Origin of the sequence: Clostridium sp. BIOML-A1, assembly GCF_009874105.1 — a bacterium.
Lineage (GTDB): Bacteria > Bacillota > Clostridia > Lachnospirales > Lachnospiraceae > Coprococcus.
This window is the reverse complement of the sequence record NZ_WWTL01000007.1, coordinates 65,543-86,239: the sequence shown is the minus strand read 5'-3', so window position 1 is coordinate 86,239 and position 20,697 is coordinate 65,543. Positions and strand designations below refer to the sequence as shown.

Sequence of the window (20,697 nt, the reverse complement as noted above, 5' to 3'; positions counted from 1 at the left end):
ACTTTATTTCTATTCTGTGGCTTTTCTTATAATAGATTAGCAGTTGGTCTGATTTGTTATGCTTTTCTGGTACTGCTTTAATACCTTTCTTGCCAGCACACCGATTTCACGGATAATCTTTTCCTTTTCTTTTTTAGCTTTTCTTTGTATGTCAGGTATTTTCTCTTTGTACTTTTCCATAAATTCCTGTTCTGTTGTCCATAGAGGGATATCAAATTCTTGTCGTTCTAAAAGCACCGCAATTACCTTTTTGGTTATCTGACCTAAGATGGTATTTCTCACACCTCTGATATTACGGTCAGTCTGTCCCAACAGATTTCCAACATAAAGAGTGCTGTAATCTCGAATATACAGATAATAGATAAGCTCTTTGTAACTGTCTTTCAAGTCATAAATAATCTTGGAATAATCCTCATCCGTAAGAAATTCATGCATTTCAAAGGGGCAGTCAAATATTACATCCAGAAAATCACCTTTCATCATCTGCCGCCAGTAGGTGTGGTGGATTGGATAGGGGATTACCACCGGATTCTTTGGAGCATCCTCTGTTAACCGGTTCATTTCCCTGCCTATTTCGTGATAGCGTTCCTTTCGTTCCCGGTTATCATCTAAGTGATCCCACTGCTTTATGACTTCCTTAAAATCTTCTTCGGTTCTCGCACCATCTTCCAGTCTTAAAAGAGCCTGTGCACGAAGCTCCCGTTTTAACATTGTGCGTGAGGCTGCTTCTGTAGCTTCTTCCTCCGGTACATCAGCATCCGGTTCAGGGTAAGCAGCCATTTCTAATTCTATTTCTGCAAGTGCAGCCTGCTCAATGATTCGTGCCTGTTCCATTTCTTCCATATACAGGAGCTCATCAGAGGCTATATTGTCTTCATTTTCTATTGATTCTTCGTAGTCTGGTTTCAATTTATATCATTCCTCATTGCATTATTTTCAAAAAGTTTCAAAAACACTTCCGCAAAACCACTTCTGTTTCTCCTATTAGTGAAAGGGTAATCTTTTTGAAATTAAAAAGATTACTTTGTGTGCTAGCTGATTCTTATAGAAGAATTATAACATAAAACAAACATATGTTCTACGACTTTTTATAAGAATTTTGGAGCATGCGTGCAGACTTGGAACGAAACAGTAGGAATTATGAAGGGAGGTTTTGCTATGGAATGGTGTCAGTTAGATGCAAAGAAATGTCTGGAATTCAGCAAGAAGATGGCAGTGATTAGAAAACTGGTTCGTCTTGGATTGATTTCAGAGAATGAATATATTCTGGCAAAGAATAAGATTATGAGTTCGTATCATATTCTGGAGTCGGAATATTTCAAATCCAATGCAGGAAATAAGGTTGCTTAGCAACCATAATCAGTATTGGGGAGATGGCGGAGTCTGTATATGCATGAAAATGTATATGCAGGCTCCTTTTGTATGTTCGTTCATATTTTCATTTTTTAGTATGCTTGGTATGAAGGATAAACCAAGCACGGGTTTAAGAAGGAGGATTTTTATGGCAGAAGTAGAAGTTATCAAGGCGGTGGAGGGTCCTATACTCCGCAAGAGAGATTATGAGGGTAAACCACTTGTTATTACAAGACAGAGAGTTGCGGCATATGTCCGTGTAAGTACGGATGGTGACGAGCAGCTTGAGAGTTTCCAGTCCCAAAAGCAGTATTATCAGGACAAGATATCAGAAAACCGGGACTGGGTTATGGTGGGTATTTATGCAGATGAAGCCATTACTGGAACAAAGGTGGACAAGCGTGAGCAGTTCCAGAGGATGATACAGGATTGTATGGATGGAAAGATTGATGTGATTATGACAAAATCAGTATCACGATTTTCCAGAAATACGGTTGATATCCTGCAGTATGTGCGCCTTTTAAAGGAAAGAGGTATTGCAGTGATTTTTGAAAAAGAGAATATCAATACCTTGACGGAACAGGGAGAAATGATGCTTACACTTATGGGAACGCTGGCTCAGAATGAAGTGGAATCCACATCAAAAAATGTGAAGCTGGGCATTAAGATGAAGATGAAGCGTGGAGAACTGATGGGCTTTAACGGTTGTCTTGGTTATGATTATCATCCGGAGGATAAGACAATTACAGTTAATGAAGCAGAGGCAGAAACCGTGCGATTGATTTTTGAACTGTATTTGCAAGGATATGGAACTTATACCATAGCAAAGCGTCTGGAGGCACTGGGGAAACTCAATAAAAAAGGTGTGGCAAAATGGACGGACAGTGGTGTGAGGGGCATTATCAAGAATGAGAAGTATAAAGGTGATTTGCTTTTGCAGAAAACCATTACCACTGATCCGATTTCCAAGAGGCGAATCGAGAATTTTGGTGAAGAGGAGCAGTATTATGTTCGTGACCATCATGAGCCTATTGTAAGCAGAGAGGTGTGGGAACAGGCAAAAGAAATTCGCTTATCCCGCAACCATCAGTCAGATAAAAAGGCAGATGGAAAGAGAGAAAAGTATACGAAAAAGTATGCATTTTCCAGTATGTGTGAGTGCGGTTTCTGTGGTACGAAGCTGACCAGACGTACCCTTCATAGCAGCTCCAAGTATGAAACACCGGTCTGGTATTGCAGAAATGCAGCCAATAGAGGTAAGCATAACTGCCCTAATAGTAAATCCGTTCATGAATCTATATTGGAAAATGCTTTCCTTGAGGCATATAAGCTGTTGGCAGGAAGCTTTGATGATGTAATTGATTCTGTGATTGGAACGATTGAAAGCATTGGTGCGAATAATGATGATATTGCAAGACTCAAAAAAGAGCAGAAAACTCTTGATAATCTGGAGCAGCGAAGAAAGAAACTTACGGATATATACCTTGATGATGGTCTTACCAAAGAGGCATATGATGAAAAGTATGAAGAGCTTACCGTGAAAATTCAGAAGTCGAAGGACTCTATAGAACTCCTTCAGAATAATGTTTCCAATCAGAAGGATGTGGGCAAGAGAATGGCTTCTCTTAAGAAAGCACTTGCTGATGGTGATATTCTGGATGAGTTTGACAGAGTAGTATTTGAAAGTATTGTGGAAAAGGTCATCGTGGGAGAGACAAACGAAGATGGCACAGTAGATCCTTACAAGCTGACTTTTGTTATGAAAGGGAATGGGAACAGTGTTGTTCCTAATGCGAAGGAGTGGTTTAAGGCTGAAAAAAGTGCAATACAGCCGGCGTAGATTGTGGTATACTAAGGTAACAAGGCACTTGTTTCTATATGGTAGGGACAGGTGCCCTGATATAAAAACATTCATAAGGAGGGCTTGATTATGGCTAATCAGACACAAATTTTGAATGTTAGTGATGAGATGAAATTAAACGATAATGTGCAGATGAAAAATGTGAAAGAACAGGAAGAAAATATGTATTCTTCTTCATCAGACACTACTGAAGAATTGTGTTCTTCTTCGACAACCGATGCATGTGGAGACAGTCTGCTTGCTGTCGAAGAAACCTTGATTTTATGCGGGTTAGAGGGCGATTTTAGAGGAAACATATCTATAAAATTTTGATAAAAATATGTGCATGAAGTTAGAAAATAGAATAGGGTGTTAAAAATAAATACCTTTTGGCGAGGTTAGTTGACTGTTCGCTGAAAGGTATTTTTTATTAGAAGGAGTGCGCGGGGAGGTAGTGGGTTGTACGCCGAAATTTATGTAGAATTTTGTTGATATTCGGCGCTTTAACGCTTATAATATTAGTATGGTAAAATAGTTACTTTTGTATGATTCGATGGAGTGAATAGTATGGAGTATATGACAATCAAAGAAGCAGCAGAAAAATGGAATCTTTCAGTGAGGAGAGTGCAGACAATTTGTAACGAGGGAATGGTGCCGGGAGTAATGAAATTTGGGCATTCTTGGGCGATACCGAAAGATGCTGAGAAACCGGTGGATAAGAGAATTAAGTCTGGGAAATACATTAAAGAGAAGTAATTAAAATAAGAAGGTTTGTAAAGGACAGATAATATATTGAGTAAGTTTGGAAAATATAGAAAGATAGTAATGATGGAGTAAGGTATGAGCAAAGAAATTGAAGTATATAATACATACCGTATTCAAATCAATTGAATCTTTAGGTGGAAGTATTAATAGTGATTTGTCTGTGAAAATTAGAGATGATATTGTTAGATTTCGTATGGTTGAGAGTCAAGACCAAGTAAAGCATGAAATGACTAAGCAAGAGGCACAGGAGCTCGTAAAGTATAATGATGATATCAAAAATCATAGATGGGCTTCAAAACCGCAAATTAGAAAATATGACAAGGTATATAATGGTAAACTTCGTATTGTGTTTGGGGAGCGAAGCTGCATTAGAGATAACGATTCTGAAAAATTAGAAGACAGACTGGGTGATATTTTGGTTACCCTGTATGAGAAAGCAGAAGAGAATAGAATTGTACGAGAAGCACGTGAAGAGGCAGAACGTAAGAGAGTTGAAGAAGCGAGACGCAGAGAAGAAAATAGACAAAGAAAAGAACAAGAAATTCGTCTTGTAAAAGAACTTGTAAACAAAGCTGAAGACTATAGAATTGCAAAGGAAATAAGAGAATATATTCAGGCTATGATAAGATAGTGGAAATGAAGATATTACTCCAGCGTGGATTGAATGGGCCCGGAAGAAAGCTGACTGGTATGATCCGTCTATAGCGACTGAGGATGAATATCTGGGAAAACGTCAGCACGAAAAAAATGCTGAAGAAAAGGAAAAATCTTTACAAGACAGTATCAGAAAGAGCTGGTATTGGTAAAAATGAATGGAGGCAATTTGATGGATAAAGATCCTTTTAAAGAGTATATAAAACAATCAGAACCGAATAAAAGAGACAAAGGTTACGCCTGGCATACAGCTATCGGACTTCAAGCAGTGGATGGATTAAAGACTTCGAAGTATTTGATTGATACTGCAATAAAGAATATTGAAGGTGATATTTCGATTGATGAAGCGCAGGAACTTCTCAATACGTACTATGAAGAAAATCCAAAAGCAGATACAGAAGACCGTACGGAAGAGGCCGACAAAGTTGCTGTTAGAATAGCAAAAATCTTATCGGAGAAAGCATTTAGTTTTACCCCGAATGAGTATATCTCTATTCATAAAAAGTTGTTTGCTGGGATTTATGGACATGCCGGAAAACTGAGAGATTATAATATTACAAAAAAGGAATGGGTGTTGAATGGAGCAACGGTTCTTTATGGAAGTGCATCAGAACTTCGCGCAACCTTGGACTATGATTTTGCAGAGGAAAAGAAATTTAGTTATAAAAACTTGAGCATGGAAGAAATTATTCATCACTTGGCAATCTTTATATCAAGATTATGGCAGATACATGTATTCGGAGAGGGAAACACACGAACTACAGCAGTATTTTTTATTAAGTATCTTAGAACGCTAGGATTTGATATAACCAATGATATTTTTGCGGAAAATGCTTGGTATTTTAGAAATGCACTTGTTAGGGCCAATTATAACGATTTGAAAAATGGTGTTCATGAGACAACTGAGTATTTGGAATTGTTTTTAAGAAATTTACTGTTGGATGAAAAGAATGAACTTCATAATCGTTCGATGCACATTAGTGGAAGGTTTAAAGAAACGGATTTTGAAAGTGCAAAAGCGGACATTGGGAATACGGAAGCGGACATTGAAAGTCAAAAAGCGAACATTCGAAATAAATTACTTGCTTTTTCGGATATGATTTCAGAAAAAACAATAAATCACACTTTTGAACTGTTTTCAAAATGTGGAAAAGAAGAATATTTCGGCAGAACGATTGTAGAAGATATTACCGGGTTAAAATCAACAAGAGCATCCGAGCTGATAAAACTGTTGGTTGATAGCAAGGTGATCGTATCCGTAACCGGACATGGAAAAGGGAAATACCGATTTCAATTATAGTGAACGTTAAAGGAGTGTTATATAGGAAGTGGCATGGTGATTCGATAGAAATGGAGGTACAGACTTGAAAGTACAGGAGGGATACCGACTTGGCAGCATTGTTCGCAGAGATTTTTGCCCTGCGTTACAAATAGATGCAGATTCCGAGCAGGTTGTAACTTCAATGCTGAATCAGAATTTTGTCCCCATCGTTGATGGCCGGAATGCTCTATGCGGGATTCTGATAAGGAAACGGTTGATTGAATTTCTGGCACAAGCTCGTGATAAAAAAGAATAAGTCCTGCATCTTTAGACGGTCTTAATACAGATGCGCATTCTCTTTTACTTTCTTTACTCCCTTTGATTTATAATTAAGGGCACATAAAGGGGTATAAAGGAGGATTGCAGTTATGGGAGTAGTGTTGTTAAAAAGGAAGTTGACTTCGTTTCAAATTATCATCCTCGGGTTTTCCGGTGTGATCCTTTTCGGCACCTTCCTTTTAATGTTGCCGTTTTCCAGCCGAAGCGGACTGGCAACGCCTTTCTCGGATGCATTGTTTACTTCTACCTCAGCAGTTTGTGTAACCGGACTCATTATACATGATACGGCAACATACTGGTCGGCCTTCGGCCAGTTTGTCATTTTACTATTGGTTCAGATTGGAGGCATGGGGGTTATTACCATAGCCGCATCCTTTGCAATGATTTCCGGTCGGAAGATTTCTTTGATGCAGCGCTGTACCATGCAGGAGGCGATTTCAGCGCCAAAGGTAGGGGGAATCGTTCGCTTGACTGGCTTTATCGTCAGGGTGACACTGGTGATGGAACTGCTGTGTGCAGCCGTGATGGCGCCGGTGTTTTGCCGTGATTTCGGGAAAAAGGGACTTTGGATGGCACTGTTTCATTCCGTGTCCGCTTTTTGTAACGCAGGCTTTGATCTATTGGGTGTGCGCACTCCCTTTTCCTCCCTGACCAGCTATGCAGCGAATCCAGTCATAAACTTTACGATTATGTTCTTAATTGTGTTTGGAGGCATTGGCTTTCTGACTTGGGATGATATTCGGACAAATCGATTGCATTTGCACAAATATCGGATGCAGAGTAAGGTGATTCTTTGTACCACAGCGGTTTTATTGATCGTTCCGGCAATGTACTTTTATTTTTTTGAGTTTGCTGATCTTACCCGAAAGGAACGGCTTTTATCTTCTCTTTTTCAAGCTGTAACACCACGAACAGCTGGCTTTAATACGGTGGAATTAACTGATTTGAGTGAGGCGGGACAATTTATCACCATTGCGCTGATGCTGATCGGCGGTAGTCCCGGGTCTACCGCAGGCGGTTTGAAAACAACAACCATTGCTGTTTTGCTTACTACTGCGATTTCTACCTTTCGGCGCAGAGAAAATGCCAACCTCTTTGGACGTCGCATTGATGATGATGTCGTAAAAAATGCAGCGACAATTTCGCTTATGTATATCACGCTATGTTGTACCGGTGGCCTTATCATCAGCGTTTCCGAAGGACTTCCCATGCTTACCTGCCTTTTTGAAACTGCCTCAGCTGTTGGCACAGTCGGCCTGTCCCTGGGAATTACGCCGGAACTGAATCTGCTCTCACGGAGTGTTTTGATTCTGCTGATGTTTTTTGGACGAGTCGGTGGCCTTACATTAATTTTTGCGGCCTTGTCCAGTGCACAAAAGAAAGTTTCAAAACTACCAAAGGAAAAAATAACAGTAGGATAAAGGAGACATTATGAAATCAATTCTTCTAATTGGTCTGGGGCGATTTGGAAAGCATATTGCCCTGCACTTAAATCATTTGGGTCATCAAGTGATGGCGGTAGATACTTCGGAGGAACGTGTAGAGGCTGTTCTGCCCCTTGTTACCAATGCACAGATTGGAGACAGTACGAATGCCGATTTCTTGGAATCTCTCGGTGTTCGCAACTATGATGTATGCATTGTGGCCATCGGCAACAACTTTCAAAGTTCATTGGAAACAACTTCTCTGCTCAGTGAATTGGGAGCGAGGTTTGTAGTTTCCAGAGCTGCAACTGATGTTCAGGAAAAATTTTTGCTGCGTAACGGTGCAAATGAAGTAGTCTACCCGGAAAAACAGCTCGCAAAGTGGACAGCAATCCGTTACAGTGCGGATCACATTCTCGATTACATAGAACTGGATGAAAATCATGCCATGTTTGAGATCCCCATTCCCAAAGATTGGGCGGACCATTCGATTGGAGAGCTGGATATTCGTAAAAAATTCAATATTAACATTATGGGAATCAAGAAAAGCGGCAAGCTGGAGTTATCTATTTCTTCAGACACAGTGCTGAAAGCAGGAGATACCATGTTGGCGTTGGGAAGTAACAGAAATTTGCAAAAGTGCTTTCATACTTGATTTTAAGAAAAATCAAAGGAATTGGGGGGGTGAATCCATGCAGGATGTTATTTTACTTGTAAGTACATCAGCCATATTTATTTTTGGGTATTTTCTGATGAATAAACTGGATGTTTTTCTGGAAAACAATTTTGAGCCGATTACCCAGAATCAAATCACACAAATAGTACTATGGAGGGATTCCAAAAAATCACCTGTCGTCGATTTTTTCATTGGATGCCTGAACAAATTTGCCGTGGATCAGTCGCAGATGTAGGTTTTGACGTTGTGTGTTATAATATTGAAAAATGGAATCGCTTTTACTTGAGTGACAGATAGGAGGGTTAAAATGGAACTGCCAAGACAAGATCCGGATCAGCTTCTTCGTGCGATCCGTAACGATGCATCCACTAAGAAAAGCGGAAAACTCAAAATCTTTTTCGGTTATGCCGCAGGTGTCGGAAAGACTTATGCCATGCTTCAGGCGGCTCATCAGGCTAAGGAGCGTGGCATCGATGTGGTTGCTGGATACATAGAACCCCATGCCCGACCCCAGACGATGGCACTTCTGGACGGCTTGGAGCAGCTTCCTGTGAAACAAGTTGCTTACGAAGGAATGACCCTTCGTGAATTTGATATTGATGCTGCGCTCAAGCGAAATCCCCAGCTCATACTGGTGGATGAGTTGGCCCATACCAACGCCGAAAGCAGTCGGCACACGAAGCGGTATCAGGATGTTCAGGAACTGCTAAATACTGGAATTGATGTCTATACGACTGTAAATGTCCAACATATTGAGAGTCTCAACGATACAGTAGCCTCTATCACCGGAATTCTTGTGCGGGAGCGCATTCCGGATTCCACCTTTGATCAAGCAGATCAGGTAGAACTGGTGGATATTGAGCCTGCGGAGTTGCTGGAACGACTGGCAAGTGGAAATGTGTACCGGGAAGATCAGGCGCAGTGGGCAACAGTTAATTTTTTCACGCTGGAAAATCTCACCGCATTGCGGGAAATCGCCCTCCGTCGGTGCGCTGACCGGGTGAACTTGCTGACGGAAAGTGCCAGAGTACAGAGCCGAGGCGATTACCATACAGACGAGCGCATTCTGGCATGTCTTTCCTCGTCGCCATCCAACGCAAAAATTATTCGGACTGCTGCAAGGATGGCAAGAGCCTTTCGGGGAACATTTACCGCTCTTTATGTGGAAACGTCAAATACAGCGGCGATGAGTGACGATGATAAAAAGCGTTTGCAGGATAATAAGCGTCTGGCCCAGCAACTTGGCGCTGCGATTGAGACAAGTTATGGCGATGACGTGCCTTATCAGATTGCGGAATTTGCCCGTCTTTCCGGCATCTCAAAAATCGTAATTGGACGAAGTACCATTGCACGAAAGAATATTTTCAGCAAGCCCACCTTGACGGAACGCCTGATTTCCAGCGTACCTAATCTGGATATTCATGTGATACCGGATGCCAGCACAGGAACCAGCTATCAGGAAAAAAAGAGTAAGGCGCAGGTAGATGCGATGCCCCTGCGTGATGTTCTGAAGAGTATAGCTGTATTGCTGGCAGCTACACTAATTGGCTGTGGCTTTGACGCTCTTGGGTTCACGGAGAGTAATATTATCGCAGTTTATATATTAGGCGTACTTGTGACCGCTGTAATTACAACCAACCGACTGTGCGGGATTCTGACCTCGGTTGTCAGTGTGCTGGTTTTCAATTTCTTTTTTACCACTCCGAGACTGACATTCCATTTTGACGATCCGAACTATATTATTACCTTTACCATTATGTTTATAGTAACACTGCTTTCCGGATCTCTCGCTACCCGGCTGAAAGAAAATGCGAAACAATCTGCCCATACAGCTTACCGTACAAAGATTCTTTTTGAAACCAACCAGCTTCTGCAAAAAGAGCAGGATGAGAATGCGGTAATCACCGCTACGGCAGGGCAGCTCATGAAGCTGCTGAAAAAAGATATTGTCGTCTACCTGTCTGATGGTAAAGAACTTGCCACCCCTAACGTTTTTCGTGCTGTTAATAGCATTCAGGAAGATTTAATTTCTGAGAACGAGAAAGCAGTCGCCGATTGGGCCTTCCGAAACAATAAACACGCCGGTGCCACAACAGATACATTATCCAGTGCAAAGTGTTTATACCTTGCGATTCGGGTTAACCAGAATGTATATGGAGTAGCTGGTATTGCTGTGAACGGTACTCCATTGGACTCTTTTGAAAATAGCGTGCTTCTTTCCATTCTTGGCGAGTGCGCATTGGCGCTGGAAAACATCAAAAATGCCAAGGAGAAGGAGGAAGCGGCTGTCCTGGCACAAAATGAACAACTTCGTGCCAACCTGCTGCGGGCAATCTCCCATGATCTTCGGACGCCTTTGACAGCGATTTCCGGCAGCGCAGACAATTTGCTTGCAAATTATAAAAAAATGGACGATGCACTACGGGAGCAGACCTTTACTGATATTTATGACGATTCCATGTGGCTAATCAATCTGGTTGAAAATTTGTTAGCAGTCACACGAATTGAGGGCGGACAGGTCAATCTAACTCGGAGTATCGAACTCATGGATGAGGTCGTTTCTGAAGCGCTGAAGCACATCAACAGAAAAAGTAAAGAACACACCATTCGTGTGACCAGTGGTAAAGACTTTATCCTTGCCCTCATTGACGCGAAGCTGATCGTTCAGGTGATTATCAATTTGGTTGACAACGCCATCAAATATACCCCTGTCGGTTCAGTAATTGAAATACACACCGATCAAAAAGAGCAATGGGTCACGGTTTCCGTTTCCGACAACGGCCCTGGGATTCCCGATGAGCAGAAACCCCGTATTTTCGATATGTTTTATAGTGGGGCCAATAAAGTGGTCGACAGCCGCAGAAGCCTTGGATTGGGGCTGTCCCTCTGTAAGTCCATTGTGACCGCCCACGGCGGCACGATTTCCGTATCAGACAATCAGCCAAATGGCACTGCTTTTAAATTTACATTACCTGCAGAGGAGGTAGAACTTCATGAATAAACCTTTGATATTAGTGGTTGAGGATGACCCGTCTGTACGAAATCTCATTACGACCACTTTAAAAACAAATGATTATCGTTATGTGGTAGCACCTAATGGCTCGGCAGCCATTATGGAGGCCACATCGCACAATCCTGAAATCATCTTACTGGATTTGGGCTTGCCGGATATGGATGGCATTCAAGTCATTCAAACGGTTCGCTCTTGGTCCAATGTTCCGATTATTGTAATCAGCGCCCGAAGCGAGGATAACGATAAAATCAAGGCGCTGGATGCCGGAGCGGATGATTATTTGACAAAGCCCTTTTCGGTAGAAGAACTGCTGGCACGACTTCGGGTGACGCAGCGAAGACTCTCTCTGATGACGGCAGAGATGTTTACTGCCAGTTCTGTATTTGTGAATGGTAAGTTGAAAGTGGATTATGCCGGGGGATGCGCTTATCTGGATGAAAACGAACTTCACCTGACACCCATTGAGTATAAGCTGTTGTGCCTGCTGTCCAAGAATGTCGGCAAGGTACTGACCCATACCTTTATCACACAAAATATCTGGGGCCGCAGTTGGGATAACGATGTGGCTTCGCTGCGGGTATTTATGGCAACATTGCGAAAAAAACTGGAGCCAACAGAGGAGTCTCCACAATATATTCAAACACATATTGGTGTGGGCTACCGTATGATGAAAATAGAATAACGCTATAAGGACGGCCAGTGTTCTCTATGAAAAATAGACGATTGAGTTTCGGATTGCCCTAATCATTTTTTGTTATTTGGAAAGAAAATCAATACCACACTTGCTACATTTATTGAAAATGGACAAGGAAAAGGCGTTGTACGGCAAGACATAATTCCGATGTTGACATTTTACATTTTTTGGTCAAGCATTACTTCGTTCCTTACCCTTGCACAAATGAAAGGACAATTCATATCAAAGCAATTTTCTATCTCTGAAAGCAAGTTTTTAGATTATGGGTTCAATCAGATTATAAACTTTATTTTGGAGTTGAAAATTTGATGATGAACAGCAGTTGGTTAATATGCCCCGTATGTGGAGGAAAAACTCGTGATCAAATACGGAAAGATACGGTTTTGATAAATTATCCTCTTTACTGTCCGAAGTGTAAACAGACAACGCTGATAAATGTAAATGAATTGAATACAACAGTTATCAAAGAGCCAAACACAAAACCGTTGCTATTTAACAGCGATGATTTGCGCTTGAAATGTCGTGGCGGTTGAAACCAAACATTTCTGCCGCCCTCCTCCTCCGGGCAAGTATAACATTGCATCGGCATTATCGTTCCATGTATTTCAGTATAATAATGGCTGTTCTTGGCGCGCCAGTTTTCCCTCACGGAAATCTGGCGTTTTTTGTTGCCATTTTTTCGGAGATGACCCGGTTGCCTGCCAGTGTCAGTCTCCGCCTCCATTCGATTCACCCGTCAATCACCCGTGAATCGAAATGGAGGTACATAATGAAGAAAATTAACCTTCGGGAACTTTATCCTGAAGTTTATACAAGTAGGAGAAGAAGTTTATATCAGTATGATAAATAAAGCTGAAAAATATTGTTGGTTTATGATTCCATATCTAATCATAACAGATGAAATGACGCATGAAAAATAAATTTTGTTGAGGTTAAATTGAGATTGACTTTGTATTGTATAAGTATGAAATAAAAAGGAATCAGGTGATGTACAATGATAAAGCATAAAATATGTAAAATCCTTCTTGTTATACTGGCAATTTTTTTATGTGTGGTTTTTTATGAATTGCTCGGAATCTGCGTTGCATATAAAAAGCAGCCGGAAGTGTCCAATACAACCAAAAAAGAAACAAAAAATGGGTCATGGAACGAATGCAGTGAAAATACAGAACGGGCAGTAATCATAGAAAAGAATCCAGAAGCGCTTTTACAAAGAGTGCGTTTGATTAAGAATGCAAAAAAGGAAATTATTCTTTCTACTTTTGCATTTCAATCCGATGAAAGTGGAAAATTGATTTTAGGAGCACTGCATGATGCGGCAGACAGAGGTGTACATATTCGTCTGTTAGTAGATGGAATGGAGAGCTGGATTGATATGGAAGGAAATCCGTATTTCTATGGATTATCTTCCCATGAGAATGTTGAAATTAAACTGTATAATAAGGCCAATCCGTTGAAACCGTGGAAAATGATGGGTAGAATGCATGATAAATATTTGATTGCAGATGGAAAGAGATATATTCTTGGGGGAAGAAATATACACAATTATTTCCTGGGTGATTTTCCGGGACATAAGAACTATGACAGAGACGTGTTAGTGGTTTGCGATGAACCTGAGAAAGAAAATTCAGTTAACCAGTTGTCAGAGTATTTTGAAACCATATGGAATCAGGAAGACAGTGGTTATTTTCATAACAATAAAAAACTGGCAAATAGAAAATCTGTAAAGAACGCAGTTTTAGAGCTGCAGAACAGCTATCAGAAATATTTTGAGGAGAATAAGGAAAGAATCTGCGAGACCGATTATACGGACGAAACTTTTGAGACAGAAAAGATTACATTAGTGTCAAATCCTATTCACACAGGTTCCAAAGAACCAGTAGTGTGGTATCAGTTGGGAGAATTGATGAAAAATGCAAAAAATCGTGTGAAGATCCACACGCCATATATTATCTGTAATGATATGATGTATAATACATGGGAGGAGATTGCAGAGAACGTTTCAGATTTTTCTATCATGACAAATTCAGTTGCGAATAATAGGAATCCATTTGGGTCTGCCGATTATGCGAAAAACAGAAATAGAATCTTAAGTACAGGAATTAATATCTGGGAATATGAAGGCGGTTATTCATACCACGGAAAAAGTATTCTGATTGACGATGATCTGTCTGTAATCGGTTCCTTTAATATGGACATGAGAAGTGTATATCTGGATACGGAACTGATGCTTGTAATACGCAGTAAAGATATTAATAAACAGTTGGAAGAGGGCATGATGGAATATGAAAAAGTGTCCCGCCAGATATTAGAAGGCGGAACTTATAATGATCCATATCATGTAGAGCCAATCGAATTAACAAAGAAACGTCAGAGAAAAATATTTTTGGTACAGCATCTGCTTGGATGGGCAAGGTATCTGTTTTAATAAGGAGGAAGGAAAACGTGTTTCAAATATTGATTGTAGAAGATGATAAAGAATTAAGCCAGCTATTCCAAAAAGTGCTTGAGAAGAATGGATATCAAGTCAAAAGTGCATCGGATGGAGCACAGGCATTAGAAGTATTGGATAAGGAATATATTGATCTGATCATTTCTGATATTATGATGCCGGTTATGGATGGCTATGAACTGGTGTCAGAACTTCGTTCAGCAGGATATCAGATACCAGTGCTTATGATCACTGCGAAAGGTTCCTTTGATGATATGCGTCAGGGATTTTTTTCGGGAAGTGATGATTATATGGTAAAACCGGTAAATGTGAATGAAATGGTTTTAAGAGTCGGAGCACTGCTTCGCCGTGCACAGATATTGAATGAACACAAAATTGTGATCGGTTCAACAGAGTTTGATTATGATGCAATGACGGTTACAACTGATAAGGAAAGTCTTGTTTTACCTAAAAAACAATTCCTGCTTTTATATAAGCTTGCAGCTTCGCCAGGCAGAACATTTACAAAACAACAGTTGATGGATGAAGTATGGGGATACGAGACGGAGGCAGACCCACATACAATAGAGGTACATATAGGAAGACTCAGAGAGCGTTTTAAAGATAACCCAGATTTTGAAATCGTAACAATGCGTGGAATTGGATACAAGGTGGTGAAAAAATAATGGAACAAAAGAAAAAAAAAGGATTGCGGATCCGATCCTGTCTGACTGGTGCAATCTGGCTTGCACTTGTATTTTCAACAGTCATATCTGCTTTATTATTTGCTTTTTTGAATCATTTTTTTAATCTGCCGGGCAGTATACCTGTGCTTGGCTGGCTTTTGATTTTCAATACATTGATTGCAGGGCTGATCACTTCCTTTATCAATGCAAAGTTACTGGAACCAATTACCAGACTTAGTAAAGCAATGAAGGAAGTTTCTCAGGGAGATTTTGAACAGCATTTGGAAACGAACAGCCGTATAGCAGAAGTTGGAGAATCTTATCAAAGTTTTAACGTTATGACAAAAGAACTTCGTGCAACAGAGGTGCTGCAGATGGATTTTGTATCTAATGTTTCTCATGAGTTTAAGACCCCGATTAATGCCATTGAAGGATATACAATGCTGCTTCAGGGAGAAGAACTGTCTCCGGATCAAGAGGAATATGTAGAAAAAATCTTATTTAACACCCAAAGACTTTCCGGATTGGTTGGTAATATTTTGCTGTTATCCAAGTTAGAGAATCAGAATATACCAATGAAAAAAACAGAATATCGTCTGGATGAACAGATCCGCCAGGCATTTCTTTCATTGGAAACAAAATGGACAGAAAAAGAAATTGGTTTTCAGGTAGAATTGGAGGAAGTTAAATATACTGGGAATGAAGGACTTTTTATGCATATCTGGATAAATCTTTTGGATAATGCGATTAAGTTCAGCCCTTCAAAGGGGACAATTACGATGTTTCTGAAACAAGAACAGGATTCTGTTAAGTTCATTCTGGAAGATGAAGGACCAGGAATAGAGGATGATGTAAAATCCAGAATATTTGACAAGTTCTATCAGGTAGATGGATCTCATAAAGCAGAAGGAAATGGCCTAGGTCTTGCACTTGTAAAACGGATTGTAGATAGTGCCGGAGGAACAATCAAAGCAGAAAACCGTGAATATGGTGGATGCAGATTTGTTATAGAGCTGCCAAAGCAGAAAGACGAGATTATATAGTTTTAAGATAAATTAGAAGATAGGAGGATTTATATGACATTTTATCAGGAGTTGCAGTTAAATCAGGCAGGTTCTAAAAAACTGTTGAAAGAGAGTGAAACACTAAAAGAAAAATTATATCATATGTGGGTATATCTGGTGAAGATAGCTGTTACAATGGCATTTTGTTTTTTCTTTGTTAGTATTTTCAGCACCCTATTTGGAAATGAGAACAGCATTGTAGGTGTAGTAGTCTTATTATGTCTCATGGTGTTTAGAAATGCGGATTTGGGGATCCACACCGGACAATCTACGATGCTTTTGGCTTTGTTCTTTGTAATTATGACTGTATGTCCGCATTTAGCAAATCAGTTTTCACCGGTATTGGGAATGCTGTTAAATATTGCGGCACTGGCTGTGTTGATTCTGTTCGGATGCCATAATCCACTCATGTTTAATCAATCTACATTGGTTCTTGGGTATCTGCTGCTATATGGTTATGATGTTACGGGAAAAAGCTATCAGATGCGATTAGTCGGAATGGCTTTAGGTGCAGCACTTACCTGCTTCGTATTTTATCGAAATCATAAAAACAGAACTTATAAAAGAAATCTGAAAGATCTGATACAAGAATTTGATATCACTTCTTCCAGAACAAAATGGCAGATATGTCAGATTTTATGCGTACCGATTGTCCTTTGCATTGCAGAACTTTGTAATATGCCACGTGCAATGTGGGCTGGTATTGCGGCCATGTCCGTGATTTTGCCGTTTATGGAAGATATGCACTACAGAGTCCGTAAAAGGATTGTCGGAAATATTGCAGGTGTTATATGTTTTACAGTATTATATTTTCTGCTTCCTTCGTCAATCTATGCATATATAGGAATTCTTGGTGGAATCGGTGTAGGATTTTCAGCACAATATGGCTGGCAGGCAGTATTTAACACATTTGGTGCTTTAGCCATTGCTGCAGAGACTTATGGACTACAAGGAGCGGTTAGTCTTAGAGTGATTCAAAATGTTTTTGGTGTTGTGTTTGCTTTAGCATTTTGTGTTATATTTTATTGGTTTATGTCTAAAAAAAGGAAAGTGAGGTGACCGTACATGCAGAGTGAAGTGAATCAGGAAGAAAATTTGAATAGAATTATTACGGTTCCTAATCTTCTTTCTTTTTTTCGGCTTTGACCGAAAGATATGGTAGTGCGGTGAAATAGAAAGACGCAACATACAATTGATTTAGCCGTACGGCTTGATATATAATAAATATATCAAAAATTAGCCGCACGGCTATTTTATATTTGTTAAAGTGTATATTAGCTGAATGACTATATAATATGGAGGCAGAATGAAGATAACGGATGCAAAGTCATATGGTAAAGCAATTCGAAAACGCAGGAAAGAACTAGGATATACTCAGGCTTATCTGGCTGAATTTACCGGATTCAGTGTGAGCTTTATATCAGATCTGGAACGAGGCAAGGCAACGGCGGAGATTGGAAAATCAATTTATCTCGCAAATCTATTGGGAATGGATTTGTATATGGAAAATAGAGGATAATAGTTTATGAGAAGATTACATGTGTATATTCGGAGAGCAGGGTACATAGTGTGAAAAGAATTAAGAGGTAAATTTCTAAAAGTTATCTTTAGCACGTGTTGTGAGGTAATTGGTTAAAGAAAAAGTCCAAAAATCAATGATTTAGGGCTTGAAATTATAGGAAGGAGCAGATTTGATATATGGGTCTATTTAATAAAATGAAAAATTTTTTTTCGGGCTTTAAGTATAAGCTGGACAGAGAGATTTTAAGGGAATATCTCCAGCATACAATTAATTTTGCTGTCGAGAATAAGTTGCCATTTTGCGATGAATTTTATATTGCTGACAGTCTTGATGCAAAGGATAGATTACATGTTACTATCCTAAATTATGATGTACCGGGAGAGGCTGTTTATGAGATTGAGAAGAGTTTTAAAGGAATAGTTATTTTTGCGAATCATGGGAAATGTTATGATCCGGAAAATGATCATAAGTATATTGATGCGGAAGATTTTATAAGCCGAGAGCTTTGCACGTTGCCAGAAGAGTTTTTTGTATTCATGGATATGGCACCGACTATGCTTGAACAGTATGAGGAGTAAATATCCTCATGCTTTTTTCCTAAGTATGTGTCAATTCCCTTCTGGTAGCCTTGAGGCTCTTTGGCTTGTTATTTGAATTTGATGGTGATGCGAAGTGCATCCATCATGTCATGTATAATTGCACAGCATTCTTTCCTTGTTTTGGGTGGGGTATTTTTCTCTGCAATGGATTTGTGTATGGAAAATAGAGGATAATAGTTTATGAGAAGATTACATGTGTATATTGAAATACAGGGAAAATAGAGACATGTCGTGCTAATTTGAGATATAACATGACATAATCAGATTGACAAAAATAAGTGTAGGCACTTATAATATTGACAAAACGAGAATGACATATATGGAGGATATAGAGATGAAAAAATCTGTAACACTTGAGGAGGCATTAAAAAGAATTGAGGAGTTGGAAAAAGAGAATGCAGAACTTCGCGAGAAATTGGAGTATTACAGAAATCGAAAATTAAGCGGGCGACAGAAACATAACGCCAAGTGGATGGCAATTTATAATGATTTCGTCATTGGGTATGAGAGTGGTAAGACAATGGTAGAAATTGCGAAGCGGAATAATGTCAGTGAGAGGACAATCTATAGGTATAAAGCATATTATGACAAAACGAAGGAAAAAGAGGAGTAGACCATATTGCTGATACCTGTCATATATTCATATGAGAATTGTTGATGTTTTTTGACTGCAAAATGGATGGAGGAATTCTATGACAGAAGATAAAAAGAAAGATGAAATTGAAGTAATTGAGATCAATGAAGAATTTATGAAACAAAAATTATATGAATTTCGGGGATGTAAAGTGTTATTAGATGCAGATCTGGCTGAAGTGTATGGATATGAACTTAAGGCTTTTAATCAGCAGGTAAAAAGAAATATAGAAAGATTTCAGAATGATATGATGTTTCAATTATCTGATAATGAAGTTGAATATTTGCGGTCACAAATTGTGACCGCAAATATAAGCAGCAAATCCCGCAGCAATCCTTACGTTTTTACGGAACAAGGTGTATATATGTTAATGACTGTACTAAAAGGAGAACTTGCGGTAAGACAAAGCATTGCATTGGTGAGAACCTTCAAAAAAATGAAAGATTATATTTTAGAGAATCGCGAATTGATTGGTCAGAGAGAATTATTGCAGTTAAGCATGGAAACTGCTAACAACAGAATAGAAATTAATAAAATCAATTCGGATATGATATCTCTTGAAAAGCAGATTTCAGATGTTGCAGAAGGTTTAAAGAATGTTGTAACAAAATCGGAATTGGCAGATATGATGAACAGCTTTGTTTCAGATGATGATGAAAAGTGGCTTATGTTTAATGCAAAATTTAGTAGCGCAGATGAGGTGTATGAGTCCATTTATAAGCAGGCAAAGTCTTCAATATATGTCGTTGACAATTATATTGGATTAAGAACTTTGGTACACCTTAAGAATTCTCCAACAGGTGTTGATATTATTCTATTCAGTGATAATGTTGGAAATAATAAACTTCACAACATAGAATATATGGATTTCTGTAAGGAGTATCCAATAGTAAAATTGTCAATGAAAAAGACTGGTGGCATATTTCATGATCGATTTATAGTGTTGGATTACGGAACTGCTGATGAAAGAGTTTTCTTATGTGGTGCTTCATCAAAGGATGCAGGGGCTAGAATAACCAGTATTGTTGAGGATTATGGAGTAGCTAAATATTCTCCGGTTATTGCAACGCTGTTGAAAAATGAAACTTTGATTTTACCTCAATAGTGGGAATAGATATAAAAATTTTAAACAATTAAGATAATTTTTATACCCATAGGTATTTGGAGCGACAAAAAGATAGAAGCTTATTACAGCAAAAAACAATAAAATAATAAGGAACAATTTAATAATACCCCACCCCCACAACCGCCGTTTACCTCTATAAAATAGAGCTAAACGGCGGTTGTCATATTCTCCCTTGACACAAAAGTGCATATAGTACATAGTGTGTATATAACAACAGCACACTTGAAAAGGAGGCGCGATATGAAAATCCTTATTTCAAATACATCAGATTCTCCGCTTTATCAGCAGATCAAGGAACAGATTATTGACGCTATTTTAAAAGGCGAACTGGTTGAGGGAGAGACATTGCCGTCGATTCGGACATTTGCAAATGATTTGAAAGTAAGCGTTTTAACAATACGGCGAGTTTACGACGATTTAGAAAAAGAGGGTTTTGTGAATAGTCAGGTAGGTATCGGAACCTTTGTGTCTACAAGAAATGTAGAGCTTTTAAGAGATTCAAAGCGGCGGCTTGTAGAACAGAAAATGGCAGATATGATACAGACTGCAAAATCCCTTGGGATCACGCAAGAGGAACTAAATGACATGATGAATATTCTATATGAGGAGGCGTAAG

General features: G+C 39.3%; 21 protein-coding genes and 2 pseudogenes. 22 read left to right on the top strand and 1 reads right to left on the bottom strand.

The features are described from left to right. Positions 1 to 36: 36 nt before the first annotated feature. Positions 37 to 843 (bottom strand): sigma-70 family RNA polymerase sigma factor, encoded by an 807-nt coding sequence (locus GT641_RS07210; RefSeq protein ID WP_161117177.1) that lies wholly within the window; start codon positions 841 to 843, stop codon positions 37 to 39. A 315-nt stretch (positions 844 to 1,158) separates the two neighbouring features. Between GT641_RS07210 and GT641_RS07205 the strand changes: the two genes are divergently transcribed. From GT641_RS07205 to GT641_RS07100, 22 genes and pseudogenes are all read left to right on the top strand, one after another. Continuing rightward, entirely contained in the window at positions 1,159 to 1,350 is a 192-nt protein-coding gene (locus GT641_RS07205; RefSeq protein WP_022215854.1) for a hypothetical protein, read from the top strand. A 151-nt stretch (positions 1,351 to 1,501) separates the two neighbouring features. Further along, positions 1,502 to 3,193, top strand: a complete 1,692-nt coding sequence (locus GT641_RS07200; protein WP_022215853.1) for a recombinase family protein — start codon at positions 1,502 to 1,504, stop codon at positions 3,191 to 3,193. A gap of 90 nt (positions 3,194 to 3,283) precedes the next feature. Continuing rightward, the gene (locus GT641_RS07195) at positions 3,284 to 3,526 is read left to right on the top strand and encodes a hypothetical protein (RefSeq protein WP_161117176.1); all 243 of its coding nucleotides are present in this window, start codon (positions 3,284 to 3,286) and stop codon (positions 3,524 to 3,526) included. 234 nt (positions 3,527 to 3,760) lie between these two features. Beyond that, on the top strand, positions 3,761 to 3,949 hold the full coding sequence (locus GT641_RS07190; RefSeq protein ID WP_117785749.1) for a helix-turn-helix domain-containing protein: 189 nt from the start codon (positions 3,761 to 3,763) through the stop codon (positions 3,947 to 3,949). A 97-nt stretch (positions 3,950 to 4,046) separates the two neighbouring features. After that, a complete protein-coding gene (locus GT641_RS07185) occupies positions 4,047 to 4,589 on the top strand; it encodes a hypothetical protein (RefSeq protein WP_161117175.1) in 543 nt (180 codons plus the stop codon). Between the two features lie 195 nt (positions 4,590 to 4,784). Then, positions 4,785 to 5,912 (top strand): Fic family protein, encoded by a 1,128-nt coding sequence (locus tag GT641_RS07180; protein ID WP_161117174.1) that lies wholly within the window; start codon positions 4,785 to 4,787, stop codon positions 5,910 to 5,912. Positions 5,913 to 5,976: 64 nt separating this feature from the next. After that, positions 5,977 to 6,189, top strand: a complete 213-nt coding sequence (locus GT641_RS07175; RefSeq protein ID WP_119962847.1) for a hypothetical protein — start codon at positions 5,977 to 5,979, stop codon at positions 6,187 to 6,189. A 112-nt stretch (positions 6,190 to 6,301) separates the two neighbouring features. Continuing rightward, positions 6,302 to 7,633 carry a potassium transporter TrkG gene (locus GT641_RS07170; RefSeq protein WP_161117173.1) on the top strand — a complete coding sequence of 444 codons (1,332 nt, stop codon included), beginning with the start codon at positions 6,302 to 6,304 and terminating at the stop codon, positions 7,631 to 7,633. 10 nt (positions 7,634 to 7,643) lie between these two features. After that, positions 7,644 to 8,291 carry a TrkA family potassium uptake protein gene (locus GT641_RS07165; RefSeq protein ID WP_117785753.1) on the top strand — a complete coding sequence of 216 codons (648 nt, stop codon included), beginning with the start codon at positions 7,644 to 7,646 and terminating at the stop codon, positions 8,289 to 8,291. Between the two features lie 328 nt (positions 8,292 to 8,619). Beyond that, positions 8,620 to 11,313 (top strand): sensor histidine kinase KdpD, encoded by a 2,694-nt coding sequence (locus GT641_RS07160; RefSeq protein WP_161117172.1) that lies wholly within the window; start codon positions 8,620 to 8,622, stop codon positions 11,311 to 11,313. Beyond that, entirely contained in the window at positions 11,306 to 12,007 is a 702-nt protein-coding gene (locus tag GT641_RS07155) for a response regulator transcription factor (protein ID WP_008402109.1), read from the top strand. The genes GT641_RS07160 and GT641_RS07155 overlap by 8 nt, the downstream gene beginning before the upstream one ends. A gap of 320 nt (positions 12,008 to 12,327) precedes the next feature. Continuing rightward, a complete protein-coding gene (locus tag GT641_RS07150; protein WP_161117214.1) occupies positions 12,328 to 12,552 on the top strand; it encodes a cysteine-rich KTR domain-containing protein in 225 nt (74 codons plus the stop codon). Between the two features lie 461 nt (positions 12,553 to 13,013). After that, positions 13,014 to 14,447 carry a phospholipase D family protein gene (locus GT641_RS07145; protein ID WP_161117171.1) on the top strand — a complete coding sequence of 478 codons (1,434 nt, stop codon included), beginning with the start codon at positions 13,014 to 13,016 and terminating at the stop codon, positions 14,445 to 14,447. Further along, complete coding sequence (locus GT641_RS07140) at positions 14,426 to 15,136, top strand: response regulator transcription factor (RefSeq protein WP_005421560.1); 711 nt, start codon at positions 14,426 to 14,428, stop codon at positions 15,134 to 15,136. The genes GT641_RS07145 and GT641_RS07140 overlap by 22 nt, the downstream gene beginning before the upstream one ends. Then, the gene (locus GT641_RS07135) at positions 15,136 to 16,179 is read left to right on the top strand and encodes a HAMP domain-containing sensor histidine kinase (RefSeq protein ID WP_005421561.1); all 1,044 of its coding nucleotides are present in this window, start codon (positions 15,136 to 15,138) and stop codon (positions 16,177 to 16,179) included. The genes GT641_RS07140 and GT641_RS07135 overlap by 1 nt, the downstream gene beginning before the upstream one ends. Positions 16,180 to 16,212: 33 nt before the next feature. Next, positions 16,213 to 17,276, top strand: a pseudogene (locus GT641_RS07130) (FUSC family protein). Continuing rightward, positions 17,266 to 17,343: pseudogene (locus tag GT641_RS07125) on the top strand (CDP-alcohol phosphatidyltransferase family protein); the annotation flags it as partial. The pseudogenes GT641_RS07130 and GT641_RS07125, both read left to right, overlap by 11 nt. A gap of 163 nt (positions 17,344 to 17,506) precedes the next feature. Further along, positions 17,507 to 17,719 (top strand): helix-turn-helix domain-containing protein, encoded by a 213-nt coding sequence (locus GT641_RS07120; RefSeq protein WP_161117169.1) that lies wholly within the window; start codon positions 17,507 to 17,509, stop codon positions 17,717 to 17,719. Between the two features lie 179 nt (positions 17,720 to 17,898). Further along, positions 17,899 to 18,300, top strand: coding sequence for a hypothetical protein (locus tag GT641_RS07115; protein WP_161117168.1), 402 nt, complete (start codon positions 17,899 to 17,901; stop codon positions 18,298 to 18,300). Between the two features lie 355 nt (positions 18,301 to 18,655). Beyond that, complete coding sequence (locus tag GT641_RS07110; protein WP_161117167.1) at positions 18,656 to 18,934, top strand: helix-turn-helix domain-containing protein; 279 nt, start codon at positions 18,656 to 18,658, stop codon at positions 18,932 to 18,934. A gap of 79 nt (positions 18,935 to 19,013) precedes the next feature. After that, entirely contained in the window at positions 19,014 to 20,060 is a 1,047-nt protein-coding gene (locus GT641_RS07105; RefSeq protein WP_161117166.1) for an ORF6N domain-containing protein, read from the top strand. A gap of 261 nt (positions 20,061 to 20,321) precedes the next feature. Next, positions 20,322 to 20,696 carry a GntR family transcriptional regulator gene (locus tag GT641_RS07100; RefSeq protein ID WP_161117165.1) on the top strand — a complete coding sequence of 125 codons (375 nt, stop codon included), beginning with the start codon at positions 20,322 to 20,324 and terminating at the stop codon, positions 20,694 to 20,696. Position 20,697 lies beyond the last annotated feature (1 nt).

Excerpts from the sequence above, each read along its gene's own strand:
- GT641_RS07205 (WP_022215854.1), top strand. The coding sequence starts at position 1,159 with ATGGAATGGTGTCAGTTAGATGCAAAGAAATGTCTGGAATTCAGCAAG.
- GT641_RS07155 (WP_008402109.1), top strand. The coding sequence starts at position 11,306 with ATGAATAAACCTTTGATATTAGTGGTTGAGGATGACCCGTCTGTACGA.
- GT641_RS07150 (WP_161117214.1), top strand. The coding sequence starts at position 12,328 with ATGATGAACAGCAGTTGGTTAATATGCCCCGTATGTGGAGGAAAAACT.
- GT641_RS07145 (WP_161117171.1), top strand. The coding sequence starts at position 13,014 with ATGATAAAGCATAAAATATGTAAAATCCTTCTTGTTATACTGGCAATT.
- GT641_RS07120 (WP_161117169.1), top strand. The coding sequence starts at position 17,507 with ATGAAGATAACGGATGCAAAGTCATATGGTAAAGCAATTCGAAAACGC.
- GT641_RS07115 (WP_161117168.1), top strand. The coding sequence starts at position 17,899 with ATGGGTCTATTTAATAAAATGAAAAATTTTTTTTCGGGCTTTAAGTAT.
- GT641_RS07170 (WP_161117173.1), top strand. The coding sequence starts at position 6,302 with ATGGGAGTAGTGTTGTTAAAAAGGAAGTTGACTTCGTTTCAAATTATC.
- GT641_RS07100 (WP_161117165.1), top strand. The coding sequence starts at position 20,322 with ATGAAAATCCTTATTTCAAATACATCAGATTCTCCGCTTTATCAGCAG.
- GT641_RS07160 (WP_161117172.1), top strand. The coding sequence starts at position 8,620 with ATGGAACTGCCAAGACAAGATCCGGATCAGCTTCTTCGTGCGATCCGT.
- GT641_RS07180 (WP_161117174.1), top strand. The coding sequence starts at position 4,785 with ATGGATAAAGATCCTTTTAAAGAGTATATAAAACAATCAGAACCGAAT.
- GT641_RS07105 (WP_161117166.1), top strand. The coding sequence starts at position 19,014 with ATGACAGAAGATAAAAAGAAAGATGAAATTGAAGTAATTGAGATCAAT.
- GT641_RS07110 (WP_161117167.1), top strand. The coding sequence starts at position 18,656 with ATGAAAAAATCTGTAACACTTGAGGAGGCATTAAAAAGAATTGAGGAG.
- GT641_RS07210 (WP_161117177.1), bottom strand. The coding sequence starts at position 843 with ATGGAAGAAATGGAACAGGCACGAATCATTGAGCAGGCTGCACTTGCA.
- GT641_RS07140 (WP_005421560.1), top strand. The coding sequence starts at position 14,426 with ATGGGCAAGGTATCTGTTTTAATAAGGAGGAAGGAAAACGTGTTTCAA.
- GT641_RS07190 (WP_117785749.1), top strand. The coding sequence starts at position 3,761 with ATGGAGTATATGACAATCAAAGAAGCAGCAGAAAAATGGAATCTTTCA.
- GT641_RS07135 (WP_005421561.1), top strand. The coding sequence starts at position 15,136 with ATGGAACAAAAGAAAAAAAAAGGATTGCGGATCCGATCCTGTCTGACT.
- GT641_RS07200 (WP_022215853.1), top strand. The coding sequence starts at position 1,502 with ATGGCAGAAGTAGAAGTTATCAAGGCGGTGGAGGGTCCTATACTCCGC.
- GT641_RS07195 (WP_161117176.1), top strand. The coding sequence starts at position 3,284 with ATGGCTAATCAGACACAAATTTTGAATGTTAGTGATGAGATGAAATTA.
- GT641_RS07165 (WP_117785753.1), top strand. The coding sequence starts at position 7,644 with ATGAAATCAATTCTTCTAATTGGTCTGGGGCGATTTGGAAAGCATATT.